This window comes from Falsirhodobacter sp. 20TX0035 (assembly GCF_028307215.1).
Taxonomy (GTDB): domain Bacteria; phylum Pseudomonadota; class Alphaproteobacteria; order Rhodobacterales; family Rhodobacteraceae; genus Falsirhodobacter.
The window spans coordinates 18,759-42,248 of sequence record NZ_JAQMHV010000019.1; the positions used below are offsets into that span (position 1 = coordinate 18,759).

Below are 23,490 nucleotides of genomic sequence, written 5' to 3' on the forward strand. Positions count from 1 at the left end.
CCATCTCGGCAAGACGTCGAACGTCCGCTTCGTCCCAGAAGCAGACGCCAAGGCGGGTAGTCCGGCAGCGTAAGCGGCTTCCAAGACCTTTACCGCCTCAAGTATCCACCTTACTCACATCCGGTGTCGCCCTGCGGCGGGTTCTGCGAGTGACGACAGTGATCAGCACGACGATGAAGATGATGCCCGTGCCGGCGATCAGGTAATGCAAAGCTGCATGGAGATGACCGAACATCCCCTCGATCGCCTGACCGCACAGGTAGCCGATCGTCACGAAGAGGGACGCCCAGATCAGCGCGGCCAAGGCGTTCAAAAGGATGAGACGACCCCACGGATACGTCGTGGTGCCGATCGTGATCGCGCTTGCAATCCGCAGGCCGTAGAGGAAGCGGAACGCGAAGACGAACAGATCCGGGCGCCGTTCGAACGTCCTCAACACCTTGGCACCCGCTGAACTGGCCTGGACAGACCGCACCCGTGGATGGCCGCGGTAGCGCCGCCCCAACAAGAAGAACAGCTGGTCTATAAGGAAGGATCCCGACGCCACGGACAGGATGGCCAGCCAAAAGTGCAGCAGGCCGCGATGGGACAGAACGCCACCCATCATTGCGACGCCTTCGCCCTCGAACCCCGCTCCTAGGAACAGCCCGACCGCACCAAAATCCGTCACAAGCTGTTCAAGCGCCATGTGCCGCCTCGTCTATCGCCACTCGTGGAATGGTCTGACAATCGTGCACGCCCGTCTACGGGAACGTTCCACTAACCGGAGGATCTTGACTGAAAGACGCTGACGCAAAGTGGAACGGAATGACCCCGCTGTTGTTTGTGTGCCAGAAGGAGACAATCCATGTCACATGAACACGTTATCCTGACGGGCGCTGAACTGACGATCGAAAACCTGACGGGGGTTTCCGTCTATGGTCCGGAACACGAGAAGGTGGGCGTTGTTGGCGATCTGCTGCTGTCGGCAGATGAAATGATCCGTTCCGCGGTGATCGATGTCGGAGGCTTCCTAGGCATCGGCGCCAAACACGTCGCCGTTCCGTTCGAAGCGCTTCAGTTCGTACATGACGGTGTGGGTGGTGACATCCATGCGCACATCGGCTGGACGAAAGAAGAGCTCAAGGAACGGCCGGAGCACGTGAGGACCGATGACGACGTGGGCTTTACGGTCTACGCGCCGCCGCTCGTCTGAATGTAGATCAGGCTCAAGTCCTGAAACCTGAGAGTACCAAGCCCCGCCAGTGCGGGGCTTTCTATATCATCCGTCTATGGCTCGGCCAGCAAAGCCAAGCAGGGGGTGATCTTCCACTGGCTGGGACACGAGGTGCCGCAGGCTTGGGCGGTGGGCTATAGGGTTTAGGCGCAGGTTTGGCAGGCCTACTTATCGCTCGCCAGCTTGCCCTTTACCTCCCGGCGGCACCGTTCGGAGCAGTAGACGACCTGATCCCAGTCGCGTTCCCATTTCTTGCGCCACGAAAACGGACGACCACAGACCGGGCAGACCTTACTTGGCAGCTCGGACTTCTTCTTCATCTTCATGCGAGAGCACCTATCATCCCCACATGACCGTTATACGAATCTGCGTAGGGAACGACATGCTCGATCATCTGGCCACCAAGCGATTCATCGGGGCCGCACTTGTATCCGGTGTGGTGGCGTTGTCGCTGGTGATCTTGTTCCGTGAGGGGATCATAGATCGAGTCCACGGGATGGTGCAGGTCGAAGGGTTGAGGAAGGACATCTTAATAAACCGTTAACCATTGGCGTTGACTCTACCTAAGGTTGTGAAGAGGCTTCTTGGACATTGTCCTTTGGAGCACCCCATGAAGCGTGTCCTTTTTCTTCTTCCCTTGCTGATCCCATCGGCCGGATGGTCACAAGAATGCCACCCCAGCTATCAGGGCGCTTGCGTCCCCATCGCTAGCGACGTTGATTGCGCCGGTGGCAGCGGGAACGGCCCTGCGTACGTCCGCGGCCCGGTCAAAGTTGTCGGACCGGACGTCTATGGCTTGGACCGCGATGGCGATGGGATTGCTTGCGACCGGTGACCTAGCCTGAGGTCAAGGTTGCCACCGGAAGCAACTCAACGGTCCCTTAAGGGGCCGTACTCATATGCGCGGTCATGGTGCTGTCGCTGGTGATCGTGTTTGGGGCCGTGGGCGGACCAGTGGGCGGAAATCACCGCGGAAGGACGTGAGGTCCAAGAAGCCGCGATGATCGAGCCGCAATGCGCGGATCTTGATACCGAGGAGCTGTTCGACATGCTTCGCGAGGAACGTCAGCGGAGGGCCAGCTAATGGCCTTCACCAAGACGGACCGGCAGAAGATCATCGACGGCTACCTTGCGGCGACTGGCAGCAATCAGTTCGTGCCCAGTGAGTTCATCGACTGGCTGGGCGAACATCCCGAGCACGAAGCACACGAGTGGTTCTTCGGGCAGGGGGATGAGGCCGCGGCGCGCGAACACCGGATTGCCATGGCGCGGCAGATGGCTAGCGGCCTACGGATCGTTGCGCGCGTAAACGCCATGCCTGAGGCCACGTCGACGGTCAACGTTCGGGTGCGCGAGTTTCCGGCTCTGGTCTCACCGGTCGCCGGACGGAAGGAAGGTGGTGGCTACTCGCACTTTCATCCAGACGATCCGGAAATGGTCGCTGAACTACGGCGTCAGGGCGCAGTTGCCCTGCGCGGCTGGCTGGCTCGCTTCGGCGGGGTGGCTGATGTGGCAGGTGTCGACGTGACGCCGATCGAAGAAATCGCGGCGTCCTTGGATGGCCGTGTGGTGGATGCGGCTTAGGCTGCGCCCGCTGGTCGAGGTAAGGCGGTCTTGGCAACGCGAGCCGTGGCTAGGCCCGGTAAGGCGGGGTATGGCGGTCTAGGTTAGATAAGGCGCGACTTGGTTAGGTACGTCGAGGCGGTCATGGTGAGGCACGGCGCCGCAAGACGAGGCTAGGCAGGGCACGGTCGGGCTAGGCGGTCGAGTTGAGGCGCGCTCAAGAAAGGTGCGGCTTGTCCAGGAAGGCGGTCGTGGCGTGACTAGTTAAGGCACGGCGCTTCGAGTTCAGGCGATCAGTTACTTCCCACGGCAGGCGCCCCCCCAGCGGGCCGCCTTTTGATCTTCGGGTGATAGTAGAAACCTAATCAGCCCCGCAGATTTCTTTGATACGCGCGAACTGAGCTCTGCTCTGGAAAAGCATTAATTCCGATGACGAAAGGACACCTTTTTCCTGTTCGCCTCCATCGCCATAGGCTTGGGTCAAGCCCCGAAAAAGCAACTCTTGTGAACCCAGCATGAAGTCAGCGGCCGCAACTATTTCGCGGCACTCGGTCGGCTCCGGTGTTGGCATTTGACCGAATGAGGGAGTTGCGATGACGGCAATGGCTGCGGCGATACGAAATCTCATGAAGGTTCCTTTTCCGAATGGCACAACTATCTCCTCGCATTGTCGCCAAGCTCAAGCGAATTCCTGACGTCGCAGTCGAGGCCGCCCGGGCCGCGATGGAAGAGGCCGCGCAGGATGTGGTCGACGAGATGCGCCGCCTGGCGCCCAAGGAGAGCGGCGATCTAGTCCGCAGCATCTCCTGGACCTGGGGTGAGGTGCCACCCGGGTCGTTCATGATCGACGAGATCCGGAGCGGGAAGAACCAAGGCGACCAGTACGCCACCCTGCGCATTAAGATCTACGCTGGCGACAAGGACGCTTTCTACGCCCGCTTTCAGGAGTTCGGCACCGTCGACATGCCGGCGCATCCCTTCTTCTTCCCGGGGTGGAAGGCGAAGCGAGCTGCCTTCCGCAAGAAGATCCGCGACCGCGTCCGCGCGGCCATTCGGGAGGCATGGCGCAATGGCTAAGGCCCTGTTCACCCGCCGCTTCGATGCGACCGACACGAAAAAGGGCGTGTCGATACGGATCGAAGCCTCCGACCGCCCTCAGACATTCCCGGCGTGGGTCATCGACCGCGCCGTCGAAGCCGGTGCCGCCACGCGCGTTCCCCGGAAACGATCAACCCGCACCGCAACTGGAGACCAACGACATGGCGATTCCTGAACTTTCCTACCGTGGCGATGTGGTCGTCATGGCTGCCCTCAACCCGGCCGCGCCGGCGACCTTCACCAACTTCTGCGGTGCGACCGGTATCACACTGGCGATCGAGAACAGCGTGACCGAGGAGACGGTCGGCGACTGCGATGACTGGTCGCTGCCGTCGAAGGTGGTCGTGGCCTACGGCGCGCAGAACGTGACGATGACGATCAACGCCCAGTTCGCCAAGTCGAACCGGGACAAGCTGATCCGCTGGGCGGCCGACCAGCTGCTGATCCCGCTGCGCCTGCACATGGTCGACGCCGCCGCAGGCGAGGTCGAATATATCGACGGCATCGGCATGCTGCCCAGCTTCAACATCGACGGCATCGGCAACACCACGGGTGCCGCGCTGACCTCAACCTTGAACATTCGGTTCAAGGAAGGCGTCGAATTCACGAACGCCGCCTGATGCAGCCGATCGTTCTGAATTGGCCGGGCGGGGAGCATCCTTTCCGCCTCGGCATCGCCGATCTGGAGGCGCTTCAGCAGCGGACCGACTGCGGGCCCGAGCACCTGCTGAACCGCATCAACGCGGGCCAGTGGTATCTGAGCGACCTGATCCAAGTCCTGCGCCTCGGGCTGATCGGCGGAAGCATGCCGCACGTCCAGGCGCTGAAGATGATCCAAGGCGCGTTCGAGGATCATCCGGGCATCGCGTTCAAGGTGCCCGCGCAGGCCGTGCTGGCCCATTGCCTCTACGGCCCTCCGGAGGATCAGCCGGGGGAGCCTTTGCCGGTGACGCCGACACCGGAAGACTGAACAACGGCAAGTGGCGCTTCAGCACCTATTACGGGCTGGGCGCCGCCATGGGCTTTGCGCCCGAACAGGTGGGGCGGATGACGCCCTGGCATTTCATGGCCTGCCTTGAAGGATTTGGTCGCGCGAATGGCTGGAAGGCCGAGTCGCGCGGAAAGCCGATGAGCGACGAGCGCATGCGCGAACTGGGGATTGAGGGTATCTGATGGCACAAGGGCAAGAACCCGACCTGATCGTATCCGCCGGGTTCTCCGACGCCCAACTGGTGAAGGAGGCCGACAAGGTCGTCGCTTTCTACCGCAGGCGGGGGGAAGAAGCCCAGAAGGCGTTCCAGGACGCGCAGGGCCGCGTGATTAACACGCAGGCGGCCCGGGCCCACGCCAAGGAATTGGACCGCCTGTCCCGGTCCTACGACCCGGCCTATCGCGCGGCCAAGCAATACGAGGACGAGGTGAAGCGCCTCGATCGCGCGATGGACGTCGGCGCCATCTCGCAGGAGCAGTATGCCGCCAAGGTCACGCAGGCGGCTGGTGCCCTGCAGGCCGCCACGACGACCACCCGCTCTGCCAACAACGAGTTGCTGGCGTCCTTCCGCCGCACGGAGACCAGCGCGCAGGCGCTGGAACGCGGCACGGATCAGGCCGGCGGGGGCATGGCGGCCCTGCGCGGTCAGGTGCAGAACACCGCCTTCCAATTCCAGGACTTCGTGGTTCAGGTGCAAGGCGGGACCGCCGCCACCACGGCGGCCGCGCAGCAGCTTCCCCAGCTTCTGGGGGCATTCGGTGCCTTGGGCGCGGTTCTGGGCCTTGTCGCGGCCCTTGCCATCCCGGTGGGCGCAGCGCTGTTCCGGGCCGGCCGTGACAGCGAAGAGGCGGCCAACAAGTCCAAGACCTTCGACGACGCGCTGTCAGAGGTCCGCGCGGCAATGGCCGATTTCGCGGACGTGGCCGACACCCGGGGGGCCGAGGCCACCGAAGCGATGATCGAGCGGTTCGGGCGCGCGGACGCTGCCGTGCGTGGCTTGATGGAGCGTCTGCGGGAAGCGTCCCAAGAGGAGGCTTTCGAGGGATTCGAGCTGTCGATCGACAAGGCGATGGGCGGTTTGGGGAATGCCCAAGATCGCGTTGCGGAGATCTTCGGCCGCTTCAACCAGATGCGCGCCGAACAGGAGGCCGCGCAAAGCCGGCTGACCGAGCTTGAAGCTCGGCCGAAGATCAATGATCGCACCGTCTTCGGTGCGCAGGAGGCAACCGAGCGCCTGAACCTGATGGACCTCCAGGAAGAGGCGCGCCGCTTGAACGAGGAAGTGGCGCAGTTCGGGATCAAGCCGGCGCAGATCGAAAGCGTCAACGAATATTGGCGCGCCTTGGATGCAGCTCTGGACGCCAAGAACTTCACGGAAGCTGCAGATCAACTGGAGCACATCCAAGCCATCTTCCGGTCGACGGGCAGCAAGGAGTTGGCCGACGTTGCGGACGGCTTGGATGAAATCACGGTCGAGCTGCGCGAAGGCGCAGAGGTCGCCGGTGAGGTGGCGCTGCGCGTGGAGGACATCTCTCTCGCCGCCGGTGGGATCAGCTTTGACGGGGCCGTGGACGGCGCTCTCAATCTAGCGGACGCCCTCTCCACAGCGGCACGAAAGCTGGCTGATCTGGAATCCAGCCAGGCGCGCCAACTGGCCCGCGCGCGGATCCGGCAGGAGTTTTTCAACAACCCGGTCGGAGAGGCCGAGGCGCTGGCCCGCGACGAGTTCCGCAGCACGTTGCCGGAAGATGTCACCCTGACGCCGGAGCAGCAGGCCGACTTTGCGGAACGAGAGGCCACCTATGCCGCCAATGCGGCCGAGGAGGAGCGGATCAACCAGCAGCGCATCGCGGCCGAGCGCGCGGCGGCCGAGGCGTCCCGGTCCGGGCGCAAGGGCACCAGCGACGCGGCCAAGGAGGCAAAGAAGAAGGACGAGAAGCTCGCCGACATCCTGGACGGGGACGACATCACGGCGCTGGAGCGGCAGATCGAGCTGATCGGCAAGAACAGCGTCGAGACCGCCCGGATGCGCGCCGAATGGGCGATGACGGATGAGGCCCGCCGCGCCGGCATCCCGCTGACCGACGAGCTGACGGCCAAGATCGCCCAGCAGGCGGAGGAGGTCGGACGCCTGACCGGAGAGCTGGAACGGGGCCAGCTGGAACAGGCGCAGTTCGACCAGGCGGTCGACGGCATCGCCGGTTCCATCAGCAATGTGCTGGTCCAAGGTCAGAGCCTGCGTCAGGGGCTGGCCGGGATCTTCAAGGGGATCGCGGCCGACATCCTGAACAGCGGCATCCGCAACGCCCTGAAAGGCACGCTGGCTGGCATGGGCGGTGGGTCGGGCGGCGGCATCTGGGGATCAGTCCTGGGCGCGGTCACCAAGGGCTTCGGCGGCTTCCGCGCGGACGGCGGGCCGGTCCAGGCCGGCAAGGCGTATGTCGTGGGAGAGCGCGGCCCGGAGGTCATCGTGCCGGGCGCGGTGGGGACGGTCATCCCGAACCATCGCCTCGGCGGGGGCAAGGGCGGCGCAACCTTCGCCCCGGTCTTCCACATCGGTGGGCAGGTGACCCAAAGCGACATCGACCGGCTGAACGGAGCGATGGGCAAGCTGCGGGCTGATGTGCCCGCGATCATGAGCAACCATCAGGCGCGGTACGAGTGATGCAGGCGGACTTTCCATATCTGGCGCTGGCGCAGACGGCCCAGTTCTACCTGGTCGGCCAGTCGCTGGACCCCGAGCAGGGCATCACCGGCGTGGAGACCATCGTTCCCGTCCCGCGGGGCCGGTGGGTGGCCAGCGCCTCGTTTGTGCTCAGCGGCGAGGCGGCCCGCCTGCAGTGGGAGGCGTTCCTCGCGCGGATGGAGGGGCGGATCGGCACCACGCTGGTGCCGGCCCGGACCCGCCTGCGCCCCCGCGACCGGTTTGGGCGCGCCCTGTCGGGTGCCCCGGCGGGCGTTCCCGACCGGAACGGGGTGATCCCCCCTGCCTTTCCACCGCGGGTCACCGTGGCCAGCGCGGCCGTATTGCGCCAGCGCTGGCTGGATGTCGTCTATGAGGACACGACCGGGATCCTGCCGGGGCATTCGTTCAGCGTCGGCGACCGGCTGCACAAGGTGCAGGCGGTACAGGCCTTGGGCGGCGTGCATCGCATCAGCTTCAACCCGCCCCTTCGGGCGGCCGTGGCCGCCGGCGCGGCTGTCGAGATCGACCGGCCGGTGTGCCGGATGCGTTTCACCACGGAAACGGAAGGGCTGTTCGATCAGGCCCTGTCGGAGCTGCCGGCCGTGAACGTCAACTTTGTGGAGGCGATATGACCGCGCGCGACGATCTTCTTGCGATCCCGGACGAGGTTCTTCGGTCCGGGATGATCCAGCACGCGGTCTTCGTGCACATGGATTTCCGCGATGCCCCGCGGCGCTGGTGGACCGGCTACGCGGACATGGCCTACGACGGCCATCTGTGGCAGGGCGTCGGGGACGTCATCTCGATCAGCAACCTGACCAGTGCCTTCGCACTGTCGGCGCAGAAGGTCACCTTCCAACTGGCCGCGACGCCGGAGATGGTGGATCTGGCCTTGGAGGCCAAAGGCCGCGTGCGCGATCGTGCCATCACCATCTATCAGACGCTGTTCGCATTGGAGCCGGTCACGATCGGCGGCGTGACCTACCGATCCGATCTGGATGGCCCGATCGCTGCCTTCTCCCTGTTCTCGGGAACGATGCAGCGCATGACGTGGGGTGGCAAGGGGCCGACCGAACGGTCGCTGAGCCTGGAAAGCGAAGGCCTGTTCTTCCGCCGAAACGCGGCGCCGCGCGGCCGCTGGACCGACGCGGACCAGAAGGCCCGCTATCCCGGCGATCGGGGGTTGGAGCGATTGCCGCTTTTCGCGAACGGGTACGAGACCAAATGGCGGGGGTGAACCCGGCCCGCCGGGCCGACATTCCCCGCATCGTGGACATGATCGTGGCGCTGCGGGCCTCCGTGCAGGGTCCGGTGGAGGTCGACCGAGACTGGACCGCACGAACGGTCGCGCAGCTGATGGTGTCGCCGTCCGCCTGCGTTTTTGTCACGCGCACGGGATTCATTGCCGGGCTGCTGCAGCCCACGCTGGTCAGCCCCAAGCCGGTGGCGAAGGAACTGGGATGGTGGTCGGGAGATCGCCGCGACGGGGTCCGCCTTCTGCGGGCCTTCGAGGCATGGGCCGAGGAGCGCGGCGCGACGCTGGTGCAGCTGTCAACCGCTCCGGACGGCCCGGATCTGACACGGCTCGGCTACGCCCGGGCAGAACTGGCATGGGTGCGTTGAATGGCTGTCTTTTCCGCGATCGCGGCAACCGCATGGTTTGCCAGCCTGTCGGGCTTTGCGGCCGTGGCCGCCGGCGCCGCCGTGGCCCTTGGTCAAGCTGTCGCTTGGTCTCTGGCCTCGGCCGCCTTGTTCCGGCCCAAGGTGGACCGGCAGCAGGTGCAGGCCAACCTGACGCAGTCGGATCAGCCCCGCATCCGCGCCTATGGCCGGAACCTGTTCGGCGGCGTCCGCGCGTTCTTCGACGCGAAAGACGACAACCTGTACCAGGTCGTGGTCTTTCATCACGGTCCGGTCGACGGGCTGATCCGGTTCTGGTGGGACGGTGAGCCGAAGCCCTACGGGATGGAGGGCCGACTTGCCGATTACAAGCGAGCCTACTTCCGGGACGGCAGCGGGGTCGGCGGGGATTACGAAACGCTAGATCGCTTTGGCGATCTCTGGACCTCGGAGCATCGGCTTCAGGGACAAGCGACCTTCTGCACGAACTTCGGCGATCCTTCCGACGAAGACTTCGCCAAGCGGTTCCCGAAAGGTCCGCAGACGGTGGTCCAGGTGGAGGTTCGGGCGTCGCGCGTGCCCGATCTGGACGGGGCCCCGGTCTATTCCGAGAACTCCGGCCTGTGCCTGCGCGACCTGATGACCCACGCTGATGGATGGAACATCCCGATGGAGCGGCTGGACCCGGACAGCTGGGCCCGCTTCACCTCCCTTTGCGCCGAGCCTGTCGCACTTAAGGGGGGTGGTTTTGAGCCCCGGTATCGCCTGTGCGGCTACTACACGCTGGAGGATCCGCTGAAGGAGGTTGCGGGCCGCATGCTCGCGACGTGCGATGGACAGGTCTATGAGACGGCCGAAGGGCGCATCGGCATTCTTGGCGGGGCATGGTCGGAGCCGGACGTGACGATCACCGGCGACGACATCCTCGAGATCGAGATGATGGACGGATACGATCCCCTCAAGGTCTACAACGTGCTGACCGGTTCATTCGTCAGCCCGGCCCATGCTTACCAGCCGGTGGATGTGGCCGAGCTGCGGGACGACGCGGCGCTGGCGACGGAGGACCGCCGCCCCGATCGGCTGGAGGTGGAGATGTGCCCCTCCGGAACGCAGCTGCAGCGTCTGATGAAGATCAAGATGGGGAAGGACCGGCGGGAGTTTACGGGGAAGATCCGCACGAGCCTTGTTGGCCTGAAGGCGCGGTTTCCGAAGGGGGATGGCCTGCACACCATCCGGATCGTGGCGGAGGAGTTCAGGCTCGACGGCATCTTTGAGGTGACGTCGCACACTTACAGCATCGAGGGCGCTTGGTGTGAGATCGGGATTGCCAGCATCGAGAACCCCTATGGGTGGGACCCGGCCACGGAGGAAAAGCCGCTGCCGCCCACCTATGCCGCGATCGGGACGCCGAACAATCCGCAGCCCCCGCCGCAGAACCCGGTGATCGCGCAGTCCTACGTGACCATCAACCAGAACGTCCAGGCAGTGAAGCTGGTCGTGACGGTCGATGACCCCGCCAAGGACAGCCTAACCTTCCAGGCGCAGGTCGCTCCCGGATACATTGATGATCCCGAGGCAGGTGCGGCGTGGGTCGACATGCCGGCGGCAAGAGCGCGCGCGGAAACCGGCCTTCTGGACGATGGAGAGACCTACACGATCCGGATTCGATGGAAAGGCCGGACGGAGTGGGTTTTGGCGGGATCGGTGGAGGTCATCGCAAACCCGGATGTGCCGGATGGTCCCGGTCGGTTCTCCGGTCTGGGCCTTGGCGGGGACGCGGCCTTGGACTGGACCAACGCGGCCGACGACTTCTACCGGACGCAGTTGCGCTGTGGCACCACGAACCAGTTCAGCAGCGCCGTCTTCCTGGCCAATGTGGCGGGGGTGGCCGGGGCCGTGTCAGACTACACCGACACTCCGGCGGCCCCCGGCACCTACTATTACTGGGCCCTGACCATCAACCCGTCGGGGGTTCCCTCGGCCCCGGCCGGGCCGGTGGCCGTGACCCTGTCGGCGTCCGCCTCAGGCTAAGCCACCCGCTTTCTTGTCATACGCCCCGCCTGCGCGGGGCTTTTCTACATGGAGACGCCGATGGCGCTGCCGAAAACCCGGGTCACGGGGCGACTGCCCTTGCCCGATGATCAGATCTGGCTGGGGAGCTACGTCGAGTTTCAGCTGACGGGCGTCGACACCGACAAGGCCAGCAATGATGTTGTGATGCCGGCGGCGCTTCCGGTTGCGCTGAATGGCGAGGGTCGGATCGACACCACCCTGTGGCCGAACACCCGAAGCGAACAAGGCACCAGCTACCGCGTGACCGTGCACCTGATGTCCCCGGTCACGCGCCGCACGTCGCCCTTCCTTCTGGGCAAGATCGTGGTGCCGGCCGTGGTCAGCAGCGCGTCCGTGGATCTGACGGACCTGCTGGCGATGGAGGCCCCGGAGCCGACCGTTCCGGACCTGCTGGCCCAGACCTTGGCGGCCGCCGCCCGTGCCGTCGCTAACGCCGACTCGATCGACGACAACGCCGAGAAGGCCGCCGCCAGCGCATTGGCGTCACAGGGCAGCGCGTTGCGGGCTGACGGCAGCGAGAAAGCGGCCGCGGCCAGCGCGAAGCAGGCGGCGGACACCGCGTCCTCCGTTGGCATCGTCATCGCCACGCAAGTCGACGCCGAGGTGGGGTCCGACAACGGCAAACTGATGACCCCGCTCCGGTCCTATCAGTCCTTCCTGAAGCACTATGGCGACCGGCTGGCCACGGCCGCCCAGGTGATCGCGGGCACGGCCACCAATCTGATCGTGACCCCGGCCAGCCTGCCGGCGTGGCTGTCGAGCCGGCTGGCCACCCGGGCCGAGGCCGAGGCGGGCACCGACGCCGAGAAGCTGATGACCCCGCTTAAGGTCGAGCAATACGTGACCAAGTTTCTGGGCACGTGGCTCACCGGCAAGACCGCGACTGCCGCGCAGGCCGCGGCGGGCGCGGCGACGGATCGGCTCATGACGCCGTTGGCCACGGAGCAGCACATGCTGGCCAACGCCCTCGGCTGGGGGCAGACCTGGCAAGATATGACAGACCAGCGGCTGTACGGGACCATTTATCAGAACACCACGGGACGTCCCATTCAGGTCAGCACCTACGGCGGCGGGGACTTCGAGGTGTCGCCTGACGGGTCTGTATGGGTCGTGGTGCGGCAGTCCCAGACCATCAACGACGGCAACCGCAACTTCGTGGCGGTGATCGTTCCGCACAACCACTTTTATCGCATGTCAGGCAGTGGGTCCGCCCGCAGCTGGTCGGAGCTTCGCTAATGGCACTCACGAAAACCACCGTCACCGGCCGCGTGCCCCTGCCGACCGATCTGGTGCTGCCCTATGGGCAGATCTGGTTCACCCTGCGCAGCCTGGATGTGGACAAGGCCAGCAGGAACGTCCTGATGCCCGTCACGGTCACGGCCGCCGTGGGCAAGGATGGCACCTTCCGCATCGACCTGTGGCCGAACGCGCGCGGCGATCGCGGCACGGTCTACGACGTCTCCGCTCACCTGAAGGTTGGAGCGGGCCGGCCTGACCTTGCTGTTCCGATGGGGCCTGTCGTCGTTCCTGAAGCCGGGCCGGTAGATATTTCAGCCCTGTTGCAGATCCCGGTCAGCGCCCCCACTCCGCCGGATGTCTTGGCGCAGGTGCTGGCCGCCGCGGCCGTGACCGAGGGGGTGCAGGCGAGTGCGGCGCAGGTGCGGCAGGATCGGATTGCGACAGAAAACGCGGCCGCGGCGGCTGGCAATGCGCTGCCCGCCAAATACACCCGTGCCACCAAGGCGCTTCTGGATGCTGTTCAAGGAGCCGCCGCCAACGACATCGGCTTCGTGACGGCCCCGGAGGCCAGCGGGGGCGGCTACTACAGCTACAGCGGGACGGCGTGGGTCTACATCGGGCAGGGAGCGCTGGCCGGGAAGGCCGATGCCATCGCTCTCACTGCGCTGGAGAAGAGCATCGAGCAGCAGTTCCGGCCCAAGGTCGACCCCGGGAAGATCGGACTGATCCTCGCCACCGATGCCGCGAACAAGCCGCTGCTGGCCATCGACCAGAATGGCCGCATTCTCGGTGACTTCGTGATCCCGGAAAGCGATGAGCCGGAAGTGCCGCCGGTGGAGTTTCCGGTATCCGGCGACCCGGGCGAACATCTGGTCGATCTGTTCGTGGACGAGTCGGGCCATACTCTTCTAGCGATCGATACGCGGACCGGTACGCTCTGGCCGCCCACAAGCCCGGATGAGGAGGAAACGCCACCTCCCGTCGGCGGCACGACGGTCGAGTTCTACGAGCCTGCGTGGCTTGGGAATGCATGGCAGGCCATCAAGAGCGACGGTGTCGGCCGGTTCCTGTCGGATGCATGGCGCGGCAAGACCATCGGCTATGAAGATCGCAACGGGAAGATCCTGGCGCAGACGCCGTCCGTCGCGGTCGGCGTGGCCGCCTTCGGCGGTGGCGCGTCCGGGGTGGCCGCTTCCACGAAGGAACCCTACCGCTGGCACCTCGTGAACGAGGCTCTGGCACAGCCGGAGCGGCCGGGGGCGGCTCAGGCCTCGGCCGCCGCATGGCTGGACCGGCAGGGTGCGCTAGCCCGGGCGTGGCACACCATGATCGCCGTGACCGAGGCGGTGCCCAGCACGGTCGAGGCAGACGCGCTGGAAGGCTCGGCAAAACGGACAGCCCTCATGACGCGGATCGCTGCGGCCGTGGCTGCGGCGGAAGCCTTCGGCAAGACGGTGGTGTTCGATCGGCTGCACCTTTCCCTTTTGGAGGGGGCGCCGGCCACGTTAGAGCTGACGGCCGACAGCAACTACGCGGCGGTTGGGAACAGCCTGCGGCTCGCCATCGCGGAGACGACCGGGCAGGGCGAGGCCCCCGCCGTCGTGGTGTCCCAATCGGCCGGCACCCGGAGCAATGGCGCCAGCGAGGTCATCCTGGCCGAGGGGCGGCTGCACATTCGGCACTTCAGCCTTGGCTTCCTTGTCACGACACCGCGCTACCCTTTCGCTCTGCAGGCGGGGACGGCGGGCACCCTGACAGCGGACGCCGCTCTGCGCCTGGCAGAGATCGAAGCACATGCCTTGGAGGCCGTGCAGGCGGGCGGAGAATGGTATCCTCCGTCGCTGGAGACGGCCACTCGGGCCGGGGCGGTCATCACCGCGCGGTTCTACACCCTGTCGTCGCTGGTGTTGGACGATCCGACCAAACACGGCTTCGCAGTGGATGGCGTGACTAACGGCGCCACGATCACCAGTGTAACCGTCAACGGCGATCTGGCGACCATCACCATGTCGGCCGTGCCGACCGGCACGCTGACGCTCCGCTACGCCTTTGGTGAAACTGCCGACCGCGGCGACGGCTTCCCGGCCAACCGTGGCTCGCTGCGCGACAGCTGGTCGGCGCCGTCCGCCAATTTCCCGAACGAAACCCTCTATCGCCGCGCCCTCTCGGGCCGGGTCGCTGTGCAATAAGGATCCGCCTCATGGCCTTCGTGCTTCCCTTCACCGTTCCGAACCCGCCCATCAACCTCGTGGACATCGATGCCATTCTTGGTGCGGTTCCGGGCGTGGTGTCTTTTCACACGGTCTACCAAGCCAAGGCGGTGATCTCGGCGACGGCCTCCCGTGTTCCTGCGCGCATTGGCGGCGTGGACATGGTGCTTGACCTGACTGCGAACGCGGGCACCGCGACAGCGGCCGCCGCCCGCTGGGTCAAAGACGGGCCCTGCAATATCGCCGACTTCTTGCGCGGGGTGGACCGGTACAAGGCGGTGCTTCCGACGCCCGGCAACGTGTTCACGATCTTGGAGCGCGGCTACTGCGGCCGGGTTGGACAGACCGATAACACCGGCGGCGTCAGCTGGGCCATCAACTTCGGCACGTTCCAGATCAGGGGAGTGCCTCTGTTCAACGGCGCGTCTGGGGTCGCCGTCGGCACGTCGGGCTTCACCAGCATGGTGACCGGTGCCGCGATCGACGAGAAGCTCTACTACGCCGCGACTGTTGTGGATCTGACCAACAAAAAGGTGAGCATGTGTGTGAACGCTTCCGCAACAACCGCGTGGGTGACGAAGGACGTGGCCGCATTGGCGACACAGACGGTGACGTCGGTGACCTTGGACTTCGGGGGGGCGGCGAACCAGGTGGTCGCGGGGCCTGTCAGCGATCTTGCGCTCTTTGCCGGCGATATCCGCACGACAGCACCGAACCTGATGGCGCGGTGGGAGAACTACGCCAAGACAGCGTACGTGGGGTGAGCCAGTGAACCACCTTTTCATCGCAACGGACGACCTGTTCCAGTACCTGGACTTCCTGCGTCCCAACGGCCGATTTGGCGTGGCGCCCTTCGGGGTGACGCCGGACCTGCCGAACCTCGCGCGTCTGGAAGCCCGGTCCACCATCTTCCGCCGCGCCTCGGCCGTGGTGCCGGTCTGTGGCCCGAGCCGGGCAGCCATCATGTCCGGTTATTCGCCCGCCGAGAGCGGCGTCCTGTCCAACGAGACGCCTTGGGACACCTTCCTCGGGCCGCACCGCCTCTGGACCTACGACCTAAAGCGCGCGGGCTACTACATGGGCACCGTGGGCAAGATCTTCCACGGATACGAGCCGGAGAGCCAGAGCACCTACCGCGTGCTTTATGACAACGAGCGGTACGTGAACACGTCACATCCCGGCGGAGCTTGGACGGAGAACGGCGGGATCGACGGGCGCGGCTATGTCGGAAACGAGGACGCCTTCTTCGACAGCATGGTCGCGCGCCACACGGTCCAGTTCCTCTCGACCTATGACGGGTCCAAGCCCTTCCACTGGGAGGTCGGCTTCCGCGCGCCGCACGTGCCTTGGTACGCGCCACAGCGGATCTACGACGCCTTCGACACCAGCCAGATCATCAAGCCGCAGGACTGGCCGCTGTCTTGGACCCTGCTGCCGTTCACGCAGGAACAGATGCGCGGCGACTTCGCCGCCGGCCTCAACGTCGGCTTCGATCTCGTGACGGCAAACCCCTCGACGTGGACCGCTTCCATGACGACGGCCTGGCGCAACTCCGTCCGCAACTACATCGTCAACATCCTCTGGCTGGACGAGAAGCTGGGCGAGGTGCTGGATGCGCTGGAAGCCAGCCCCTTTGCCGACAACACCATGATCACGCTCTGGTCGGATCACGGCTACCATCTCGGCGACAAGGGCAAGTTCCACAAGATGGACCTGTGGGAGGAGGCCTGCAACGCCTGCTACATGGTGTCGATGCCCGGTCAGACGACGCGCCGGGACGTGTTCGATCCGGTCAGCCTGATCGACATCGGGCCCACGGCCATGGACTGTCTCGGCCTGCCGGTGCGGGAAGGCCTACGGGGTGAAAGCCTCAAGCTCTATCTGGACGGCGGCAGCCTTCCGGTGCGGACGATCCCGTCCTTCTGGTTCGGGTCGGCCTCGGCCGCGATCGGCGACTACCGGATCACGGTCTACCAGGACGGCTCGGCCGAATACTTTAACATCAAGGCCGATCCGTGGCTGGCGAACAACCTCGCCGGCAAGCACGCCAGCTATGCGGCCGCGCGCGAGGCGCTGCTGGCCTGCTGCTTCGACTGGGGCATGCAGCTGGTGGAAGAGGGCGTGTCCATCATCGCAGGCTCCCCGCTGGCCTCCTATCTCGGCTATGATGTCGATGTGACCAGCCCGACCACCAGCTTCGTCGTGGCGGGAGATGTGGAGGTCCGCGCGAAGTCGCCCGGCTATCAGAAGCTGTGGAAGGTGTCGAAGCGCGGCACCCAGAACCTGATGCGCCTCTCCGAGGGCGTTGAGGATGTGGAGTTCGTCAACCCGGTGGGCAACCACACGCTCTATGCCAACGGCCTGAACAACACGGTGATCGTCAGCCTCGGCTTCGAGGTCGACAGCGCGATCACCCTGCACCTGGGTGACGGTGACGACGTGGTGCGCCAGCACGAGGGCCATTACGACGACGTGGTGCCCGCCTTCCTTGGCAACAAGGTCCGGGTCATCGCCTATGGCGGTGCCGGCAATGACATCCTGCGGTCGGGCATCCGGCGGGGGGCGCTGCTCTATGGCGAGGAGGGAGACGACACGCTCTACGGCTCGCAGGAGGCGGACACCCTCTACGGTGGTGCCGGAAACGACGTGGTGGAGGGGTTCGACGGGAACGACCTGATCTACGCCGAGGCGGGCAAGGACACGATCCGGGGCGGAAACGGAGCGGACACCATCACTGTCACCGGCGGCGAGCACCTGATCAGCGGGGGCGCGGGCAACGACACGTTCGCGATCCATCGGACGGGCCACGTCCAGACGATCACCGACTTCGCGGCCGGGGACGTTCTCAGCTTGGCAGATTGGTCCGGCATCGCTCCGGCGACGGTCGCTCAGGTCGGCGCGGACGTGGAGGTGACGGCAGCGATGGAGAAGATCGTCTGCTGCAACACCACCGTCGCCGTCGTAAAGGCCGCCATCACGGGGGTAGGCACATGAAGGCCGTACGCTTTCTCTTCAGCATGATCGCCGACTTCTTCTCGGTCATGGACCGAGAGGGACGGGGGATCGAATACCACATGAGCAAGGTCATGTTCTTCATGGGGCTGATCCTGATCCTGCCCGAGAACACGCTTATGCTTCCCACCTACCGCCAGATGTACGAGAGCGGACTGTCCGAGACCCTCGCCGCGGCCGTCCTGTGCGGCTTCGGGGGCTGGAGGTTCCTCGCTCTCTACGTGAATGGCTTCCACTTCCGGACGCCTCGTTGGCGCGCGGCCATGTCCTTCTGCTCGTGCATGTTCTTCGGGATGCTGTCGTACAACGTCTGGTTCGACTACCTGTCAGGCGTCTCCGTCGCGCCCGGCTTCCTTCTCGCCATCTATCCTGCCTTCGTCATAGCCGAGTTCCGCGCGGCTTCTCGCCTGCGTTGGGAGCGCATCCACTATGCCACCCATTGATGCCTTGACGGAACAATCCTTGCGCGAATACGGCCTGATCGGAACGCTGGCGCTGCTCGGCTTCATCTTCGCCATCGTCTACATGTGGAAGCGTCCGCCGCCGGAGCCGCACGCCTCGCCGATGGAGGCGGTGAAGGAGAACGCCAAGCTGATCCCCTTCGTTCTGGAGGAGGTGCGGCAGCTCGGCCGGAAGCTGGACGATGTAATGCGCAGGATCGATCAGATGGAGCGCCGCTTCGACCAGCTGGAGGAGCGATCCGAGCGCATGGAGCGATTGGGCGAGGTCATCAAGGACCGGCTGCCCCGATAACGGCAATCGATCGGTTGATTATTGCACATCGAGTTAGCGAAGGGTGGATTGGCCCTTCGTCGTGATGCTTATAGAGAGCCACTTCCTCCACTTGGTTTCTTCCTCCACTTCCGGATTAACAAACCCGTCGGTCTTGAATTCAGATATTTCTTTAAGACGGAATTTGGGAAAAACCTCATTAAGAATTTTAGCCAGTCTTAAGGCTGACTCGGTTCTTACGTAGTTGATTTGTCCCCAATCTGGATCTGTATATGTGTGTATGACCGTGAAGCTCCCTGTGACTGGACCGACATTCATTCCGGATGCAATTAAAGCGTCTCGCAATGAGTTCGCGAAATCTGCGGTTTCCTGACCGCTAGCCTTTGTTATCTCAATCACTGCCCCCCTAAGACGCGGATCATCTAATCGCGATATCAAATCTGAGCGTTGTTTGCCTGAAAGAACGCGTGATCCGATGGTTCGATAGACCTCCCCCAAATCCTGCTGTGCTTTCGTAAGCTCCTGCTCTTTCTGCTTCTGCAAGCGGTTAGACATCAAGTCCGCCCTTACCGCCAACAAAACGCTAAGGACCGAAAAAGCAGCAACAACAAGACCCCAAGTTCTGTTGTCCTCAAGAAGAAGGAACGCAAGTATGGCGCCGATGGCAGACGCTGCATAGGATGCAAGTTTCATTATCCAAGAATTCATTGCAGATCCTAAAAACGCAAACGACGCGTATCAGTTTTCACTTACACTCATGCCAAATTCGTATTTCGTCGCAGAGTAGACTTATGAAGTGCCCAGAAAATATCGGATCGGATGCGCCATTAGGATAAAAGTCAACGCAATCCAGTTCTTCTAAAACCGGGTCAAAGCACCAGCGCCCGATGACCTCACCGTCCCTAGTTACGACGTCGCCTTCAGGTTGACTAGGATACCCTATCAGGTTGATTGGAAAGCGATAGGGGTTAGTCTCTAGCTTGTCGATCACGGCACGCGCGGCAGCTAGTGCTTCTAAAGGCGTGATACTGTCACCAGAAGCGTGCTCCCGCCCATAGCCAGTGATCTTCCAAGTGGATAGTGGATGCAGCTGTGAGGCCGGATCGTCCAAGTGGATCACGTAGCCACGGTATTCCTGCTGAAATGGCATTTTGACCTCTGAGATAGTGCAGGCGGCGGGGGTCGCCGGACCGCCCCCGCTTTTGCCCGTATGTTGCCTGCCTCAGTCACTCAAATTTGACGGTACTGTATTTGCGTTCAATGGGTTGGTTAGCGAACTGCAACATGCACTTCGGCCGGATCGGAGGCCGTCGTCGCGGGGGTACCGACTTTCTTAGGGTACCTGCGCCTCCTCATATTAAGGTACGGCGGAGCGGCCGGGAGCGGCCTTTGCGAGAGACAGGTGTCATCCGGGGTAGGGAGGCGCTTGATAAGCTCCTCAAGAGCGGCGGCAACTTCCGTGAAACCGTCGCTGCGAGCGCACGCACTCAAGCTCAGCAGGGGATTCGCCATCAGGTTTGCTCGATCGATCATATTGGATCCTCCATATGACAGACTTGCGACACCAAGGTTCACAATGCATCAATAGGCAAGATCCCGTAGGCTGCCACACTTCCAGCGTGCGCAAAACTGCCGATCAACCGTCAATACTTAATAAGAAGCTGGACGACGCACATGCTTCAAGTACAATTCCACAACCGCAAGTGGAGTTGCGTCATGGACTACATCTACGGCTTAGAAGACCAGGTAGTGGCAGTCCGTCGAGCTGGCTCTCTGGCACTTCTCAAGCTGGCTCACATGCTGGAAGAGCAGGGTGTTCCGCGCTCTGTCCTAGTTGCCGCGTTGGGCGAACTTCGGACTGATTCTGATCAGGAAACGGCCCGCATCGCGCAGTGTTCATGCACCGCATTTTTGCGGACGAGCGATGAGGTGTGCACGAGTTTCACGGGAGCGGCTTGAACCTCATCATGCAAAGGCGTCGGAATGATGCCGATCAGTCGGACGAGTTCCTCCGCCAGCTTCGGCAGCCCAGCGGCATAGGCACAGGCGCTTAGGCTAAGAAGCCCGCCCTGCAATCCCTTGTGGCGTTCGTCCATATCGTCCCTCATGCGCTTCTCGGCGATTTTGTGCGCATATATGCAGAAACGTCATTACCATTTGGTAAAAGTTTGCAGGGTCGTCAATCCCGCGTTGAACCTTGGCTTATTTGCCACACTTGGCAGGCGTCTGTCACAAGGCTGATTCAAGCCAAGAACACACCTGTGTCTAGGATGTCCTCCACCCAACCTTTTGACCACACACATATTCCTTTGCTTCAGATCATCGAGGTCTAGGAGCAGCGGTTGCCGGGCAGGATCGAATTCGACTCATCATGCACAATTAATTTTCCGTTAACGCCGCGCTGGCACTCTGCTCGTGGGTCCGCTGTGATGCCGTTAGGTTTGCACCGGGCCGCAGGATGCAACCACGACGATCCTCTTTAGCGCCAACGTTCATATGTCGGATCGAGTGCACTTCGCATCCGGTCGGCTTCCTTATCTCTGGAGAACATCATGCAGGTATCGGACCAGCGTCGGGTGGCGCTGCACGAGCGGGGATGCCGCACATGAACATCACCTTGAAGCAGGGCAACACCGCCCCGGCGCTGCGCCACAAGCTGGAAGTGGCGGGCGATCTGGCCGGAGCCTCGGCCGTCTTCACCATGACCCACAACGACCGCGTCATCGTGAACCGTGCCGAGGCGACCATTGAGGACGGGCATGCGGTCTATCAGTGGCAGGCGGGCGATACGGGCGTGTCGGGGGTGATGCGGGGCGAGTTTACGATCCTCTACGCGGACGGCACCTCGGAAACAGATCCCGAGAGCGGCTACATCCAGATTACCATCGAGCGCGGGCTCCAGTCTGCCAGCGGAACGGCGCCGGTACCGACCTATCCCGGATCGGGAGAGGCGGGCCGCGGCATTGCCTCCACCAGCTACGATCCTGACACGGGGATCGTGACCTTCGCCTACACTGACAACACCATGTCGCGGACGGGGGATCTTCGCGGGGCACCCGGAGCCGCTGGATCCGCGGGCCCTCAAGGTGTGCCGGGGCCAAAAGGCGATGTCGGCGCGCAGGGGCCTCAAGGGGAAAAGGGCGATGCGGGCGATGTAGGCCCGACCGGCTCCCGAGGCCCTAAGGGGGATGCCGGAGCAACGGGCGCTGTCGGTCCCAAAGGCGATGCTGGTGCCACGGGCGATGTCGGACCAGTCGGGCCGAAAGGCGACAGCGGGGCGACTGGTCTGAAAGGTGACACAGGCGCGACAGGGCCCAAGGGCGATACTGGCGCAACAGGCGCGGCCGGCGCCAGCGTGACCATCACGACCGTGACGACGCAGGCGGCCTATGACGCGGCTGTGCCAGGGCCCACCGAACTGATCGTGAGGGTCTGATGCCGAAGCTGGACCTGACGACGGCGAAGCAGATCAAGGGCGCGGCGGGCGAGGTGCTGGCCCTGAAGGGGTCGGGCTTTGCCTGGGCCAAGCCGATGGCGTGGACGCCGGCCAGCATCGCCGACGCCTCGTGGGTCGACATGACGGACGCCAGCCGCCGGACACTGACGAACGGTCGCGTGTCGCGCATCTCGCCCAGATCCGGGACGATCGGGCTGGCGCAGACGGTCGTCGAGCGGCAACCTGGCCTCGATGGCGTGATCGCCGGAAAGGCGGTGCCCCGGTTCGCGACGTCGCCCCACCAGCTGGCGTTCGACGCGGTCCTGCCCAATGAGGCGACAATCGTCGCGATCCTGCAATGTGTCGCGGGCTTATCGCCCTTGCGGGCGCTGGTCGGCTTCGGGCTGGACGACACGACGTCGCCGGACACCGTCCCGATCGTGCCCATCGGCGGGCAGAACTCCACCAGCACGGCCTGGCAGCGATACCGGGGTGTTCTGACATGGCGCGTCAACGGTGTGCTCGTGTCACCCGCAACCCGGGCCGAAGCGCACGACGCGCTGTTCGCCAGCGGCAAGGCGTGCCTGCAGGAAATGCACTTCACCGACACGTGGCTGATCCGCGCCCTTGGCGGGTCGCGCTTCGATTACCGCTTGGGTGGCGACATCGCCGAGGTCGTCATCGTGCCCCGTGCCCTGACCGCCGCGGAGCGCTCCAATCTCTCGACTTACGCCCAACGTTACATGATTGGTACCTAGCGATGAGCAATCTATAGAAGATTTTACCTTTACCCAGTCGCCTTGCGCGTGTTTCATTCTAGTGGATAAGCCAGCAACGCGAGGGACATGGATGCCGATCTTCAAGGTAGGTGAGCAGGTGTGCTTCTTCGCACACGTTCCTAAGTGCGCCGGCACGAGCATTGAGGATTACCTTGCGAAACGTTTCGGGCAGCTGGCGTTCCAGAACCGCAAATTCAAGCCGGGCCACAGCAAGAACTGGCTCGCGAACTCGCCGCAGCATATCCCCGCGCCGCAACTGTCTACCCTGTTCCCGCAAGGGTTCTTCGACGCTGGCTTTGCCTTTGTGCGCAATCCTGTCGACCGCTTCCTGAGCGCTTTCAACTTTCACCAGGTGAAGCGGGGGAAGATCGCGGCAAACGTCACGCCGCAGCAGTGGTTGACGGATTTGCCGAAATTCGATCCCGAGCGCCATGCTCTCTATGATAACCACTTCCTCCCACAGGTGACGTTCGTTCCCGAGTGGTGTGAGGTCTTCAAGCTGGAGGACGGCTTTGACGGCTTCTATGCCTGGCTTGAGGCGCTGACGGGCGAGCAGACGTCTGCCCAGGTGGGTCAGAAGCTTGCGGGCAAGTATGAGAACCCCGAACTGAATGCTGAATTCGTGGCGAGCATTGAGCGGTTATACACAGAGGACTACGACGCGTTTGGATACGAAAAGCGGGGAAGCATGAAGCTGGCCTGACCAGCAGGCATCAGGCGCGAGGATGATCAACACGCGACCTTCTTCCCGAATCAACTAAAGTTCTGCAAATGTTCATGCATGTGGACACGCAAGCTAACATGGCCCGGCGAGGGAAATCACACCGACTGGCTG

General features: G+C 63.7%; 27 protein-coding genes. 21 read left to right on the plus strand and 6 right to left on the minus strand.

All coding sequences use genetic code 11. The features are described from left to right. Nucleotides 1-97: 97 nt before the first annotated feature. Entirely contained in the window at nt 98-688 is a 591-nt protein-coding gene (locus tag PIJ50_RS15220) for a DedA family protein (RefSeq protein ID WP_271976393.1), read from the minus strand. 159 nt (nt 689-847) lie between these two features. Between PIJ50_RS15220 and PIJ50_RS15225 the strand changes: the two genes are divergently transcribed. Continuing rightward, on the plus strand, nt 848-1,195 hold the full coding sequence (locus tag PIJ50_RS15225; protein ID WP_271976395.1) for a PRC-barrel domain-containing protein: 348 nt from the start codon (nt 848-850) through the stop codon (nt 1,193-1,195). A gap of 185 nt (nt 1,196-1,380) precedes the next feature. On the opposite strand, the gene PIJ50_RS15230 is transcribed toward PIJ50_RS15225, so the two are convergent. Further along, nucleotides 1,381-1,542, minus strand: a complete 162-nt coding sequence (locus PIJ50_RS15230; protein WP_271976396.1) for a DUF2256 domain-containing protein — start codon at nt 1,540-1,542, stop codon at nt 1,381-1,383. Nucleotides 1,543-1,598: 56 nt separating this feature from the next. On the opposite strand from PIJ50_RS15230, the gene PIJ50_RS15235 reads away from it, so the two are divergent. Together PIJ50_RS15235 and PIJ50_RS15240 are read left to right on the plus strand one after the other, a co-directional pair. Next, on the plus strand, nt 1,599-1,760 hold the full coding sequence (locus PIJ50_RS15235) for a hypothetical protein (RefSeq protein WP_271976398.1): 162 nt from the start codon (nt 1,599-1,601) through the stop codon (nt 1,758-1,760). A gap of 539 nt (nt 1,761-2,299) precedes the next feature. After that, a complete protein-coding gene (locus PIJ50_RS15240; protein ID WP_271976399.1) occupies nt 2,300-2,800 on the plus strand; it encodes a hypothetical protein in 501 nt (166 codons plus the stop codon). A gap of 340 nt (nt 2,801-3,140) precedes the next feature. On the opposite strand, the gene PIJ50_RS15245 is transcribed toward PIJ50_RS15240, so the two are convergent. Beyond that, on the minus strand, nt 3,141-3,407 hold the full coding sequence (locus PIJ50_RS15245) for a hypothetical protein (protein WP_271976400.1): 267 nt from the start codon (nt 3,405-3,407) through the stop codon (nt 3,141-3,143). 17 nt (nt 3,408-3,424) lie between these two features. Here PIJ50_RS15245 and PIJ50_RS15250 point away from each other — a divergent pair, with 17 nt between their 5' ends. The 15 genes from PIJ50_RS15250 to PIJ50_RS15320 all read left to right on the plus strand — a co-directional run bounded on the left by PIJ50_RS15250 (nt 3,425) and on the right by PIJ50_RS15320 (nt 18,461). Further along, the gene (locus PIJ50_RS15250; RefSeq protein ID WP_271976401.1) at nt 3,425-3,856 is read left to right on the plus strand and encodes an HK97-gp10 family putative phage morphogenesis protein; all 432 of its coding nucleotides are present in this window, start codon (nt 3,425-3,427) and stop codon (nt 3,854-3,856) included. A gap of 122 nt (nt 3,857-3,978) precedes the next feature. Next, nucleotides 3,979-4,497 (plus strand): phage tail tube protein, encoded by a 519-nt coding sequence (locus PIJ50_RS15255; protein WP_271976403.1) that lies wholly within the window; start codon nt 3,979-3,981, stop codon nt 4,495-4,497. After that, nucleotides 4,497-4,847 carry a gene transfer agent family protein gene (locus PIJ50_RS15260; RefSeq protein WP_271976405.1) on the plus strand — a complete coding sequence of 117 codons (351 nt, stop codon included), beginning with the start codon at nt 4,497-4,499 and terminating at the stop codon, nt 4,845-4,847. The genes PIJ50_RS15255 and PIJ50_RS15260 overlap by 1 nt, the downstream gene beginning before the upstream one ends. 47 nt (nt 4,848-4,894) lie before the next feature. Beyond that, on the plus strand, nt 4,895-5,050 hold the full coding sequence (locus PIJ50_RS15265) for a hypothetical protein (RefSeq protein WP_271976406.1): 156 nt from the start codon (nt 4,895-4,897) through the stop codon (nt 5,048-5,050). After that, nucleotides 5,050-7,533 carry a coiled-coil domain-containing protein gene (locus PIJ50_RS15270; RefSeq protein ID WP_271976407.1) on the plus strand — a complete coding sequence of 828 codons (2,484 nt, stop codon included), beginning with the start codon at nt 5,050-5,052 and terminating at the stop codon, nt 7,531-7,533. Before PIJ50_RS15265 ends, PIJ50_RS15270 begins: the two co-directional genes overlap by 1 nt. Further along, nucleotides 7,533-8,186 carry a hypothetical protein gene (locus PIJ50_RS15275; RefSeq protein WP_271976408.1) on the plus strand — a complete coding sequence of 218 codons (654 nt, stop codon included), beginning with the start codon at nt 7,533-7,535 and terminating at the stop codon, nt 8,184-8,186. Before PIJ50_RS15270 ends, PIJ50_RS15275 begins: the two co-directional genes overlap by 1 nt. Next, nucleotides 8,183-8,791: a hypothetical protein gene (locus PIJ50_RS15280; RefSeq protein WP_271976409.1), complete on the plus strand. Its 609-nt coding sequence runs from the start codon at nt 8,183-8,185 to the stop codon at nt 8,789-8,791. Before PIJ50_RS15275 ends, PIJ50_RS15280 begins: the two co-directional genes overlap by 4 nt. Continuing rightward, on the plus strand, nt 8,779-9,177 hold the full coding sequence (locus tag PIJ50_RS15285) for a hypothetical protein (protein WP_271976410.1): 399 nt from the start codon (nt 8,779-8,781) through the stop codon (nt 9,175-9,177). The genes PIJ50_RS15280 and PIJ50_RS15285 overlap by 13 nt, the downstream gene beginning before the upstream one ends. Beyond that, nucleotides 9,178-11,205, plus strand: coding sequence for a phage tail protein (locus tag PIJ50_RS15290; RefSeq protein ID WP_271976411.1), 2,028 nt, complete (start codon nt 9,178-9,180; stop codon nt 11,203-11,205). It begins immediately after the preceding gene. Between the two features lie 60 nt (nt 11,206-11,265). Further along, nucleotides 11,266-12,483 (plus strand): hypothetical protein, encoded by a 1,218-nt coding sequence (locus tag PIJ50_RS15295; RefSeq protein ID WP_271976413.1) that lies wholly within the window; start codon nt 11,266-11,268, stop codon nt 12,481-12,483. Continuing rightward, nucleotides 12,483-14,675 carry a hypothetical protein gene (locus tag PIJ50_RS15300; protein WP_271976416.1) on the plus strand — a complete coding sequence of 731 codons (2,193 nt, stop codon included), beginning with the start codon at nt 12,483-12,485 and terminating at the stop codon, nt 14,673-14,675. The genes PIJ50_RS15295 and PIJ50_RS15300 overlap by 1 nt, the downstream gene beginning before the upstream one ends. Before the next feature lie 11 nt (nt 14,676-14,686). Next, nucleotides 14,687-15,460: a hypothetical protein gene (locus PIJ50_RS15305; protein WP_271976417.1), complete on the plus strand. Its 774-nt coding sequence runs from the start codon at nt 14,687-14,689 to the stop codon at nt 15,458-15,460. A 4-nt stretch (nt 15,461-15,464) separates the two neighbouring features. Beyond that, nucleotides 15,465-17,690, plus strand: a complete 2,226-nt coding sequence (locus tag PIJ50_RS15310) for a sulfatase-like hydrolase/transferase (protein ID WP_271976418.1) — start codon at nt 15,465-15,467, stop codon at nt 17,688-17,690. Further along, nucleotides 17,687-18,151, plus strand: coding sequence for a hypothetical protein (locus PIJ50_RS15315; protein ID WP_271976419.1), 465 nt, complete (start codon nt 17,687-17,689; stop codon nt 18,149-18,151). The genes PIJ50_RS15310 and PIJ50_RS15315 overlap by 4 nt, the downstream gene beginning before the upstream one ends. A gap of 19 nt (nt 18,152-18,170) precedes the next feature. Next, complete coding sequence (locus PIJ50_RS15320) at nt 18,171-18,461, plus strand: hypothetical protein (RefSeq protein WP_271976420.1); 291 nt, start codon at nt 18,171-18,173, stop codon at nt 18,459-18,461. Between the two features lie 33 nt (nt 18,462-18,494). On the opposite strand, the gene PIJ50_RS15325 is transcribed toward PIJ50_RS15320, so the two are convergent. From PIJ50_RS15325 to PIJ50_RS15335, 3 genes are all read right to left on the minus strand, one after another. Then, on the minus strand, nt 18,495-19,133 hold the full coding sequence (locus PIJ50_RS15325; protein ID WP_271976422.1) for a hypothetical protein: 639 nt from the start codon (nt 19,131-19,133) through the stop codon (nt 18,495-18,497). A gap of 52 nt (nt 19,134-19,185) precedes the next feature. Beyond that, entirely contained in the window at nt 19,186-19,590 is a 405-nt protein-coding gene (locus PIJ50_RS15330; protein WP_271976424.1) for a hypothetical protein, read from the minus strand. Nucleotides 19,591-20,308: 718 nt separating this feature from the next. Next, entirely contained in the window at nt 20,309-20,536 is a 228-nt protein-coding gene (locus tag PIJ50_RS15335; RefSeq protein WP_271976425.1) for a hypothetical protein, read from the minus strand. Between the two features lie 509 nt (nt 20,537-21,045). On the opposite strand from PIJ50_RS15335, the gene PIJ50_RS15340 reads away from it, so the two are divergent. The 3 genes from PIJ50_RS15340 to PIJ50_RS15350 all read left to right on the plus strand — a co-directional run bounded on the left by PIJ50_RS15340 (nt 21,046) and on the right by PIJ50_RS15350 (nt 23,358). Further along, a complete protein-coding gene (locus PIJ50_RS15340) occupies nt 21,046-21,876 on the plus strand; it encodes a collagen-like domain-containing protein (RefSeq protein WP_271976426.1) in 831 nt (276 codons plus the stop codon). Then, nucleotides 21,876-22,634 (plus strand): hypothetical protein, encoded by a 759-nt coding sequence (locus PIJ50_RS15345; protein ID WP_271976427.1) that lies wholly within the window; start codon nt 21,876-21,878, stop codon nt 22,632-22,634. Before PIJ50_RS15340 ends, PIJ50_RS15345 begins: the two co-directional genes overlap by 1 nt. 91 nt (nt 22,635-22,725) lie before the next feature. After that, nucleotides 22,726-23,358 (plus strand): sulfotransferase family 2 domain-containing protein, encoded by a 633-nt coding sequence (locus PIJ50_RS15350; RefSeq protein ID WP_271976428.1) that lies wholly within the window; start codon nt 22,726-22,728, stop codon nt 23,356-23,358. The last annotated feature ends 132 nt before the right edge of the window (nt 23,359-23,490 follow it).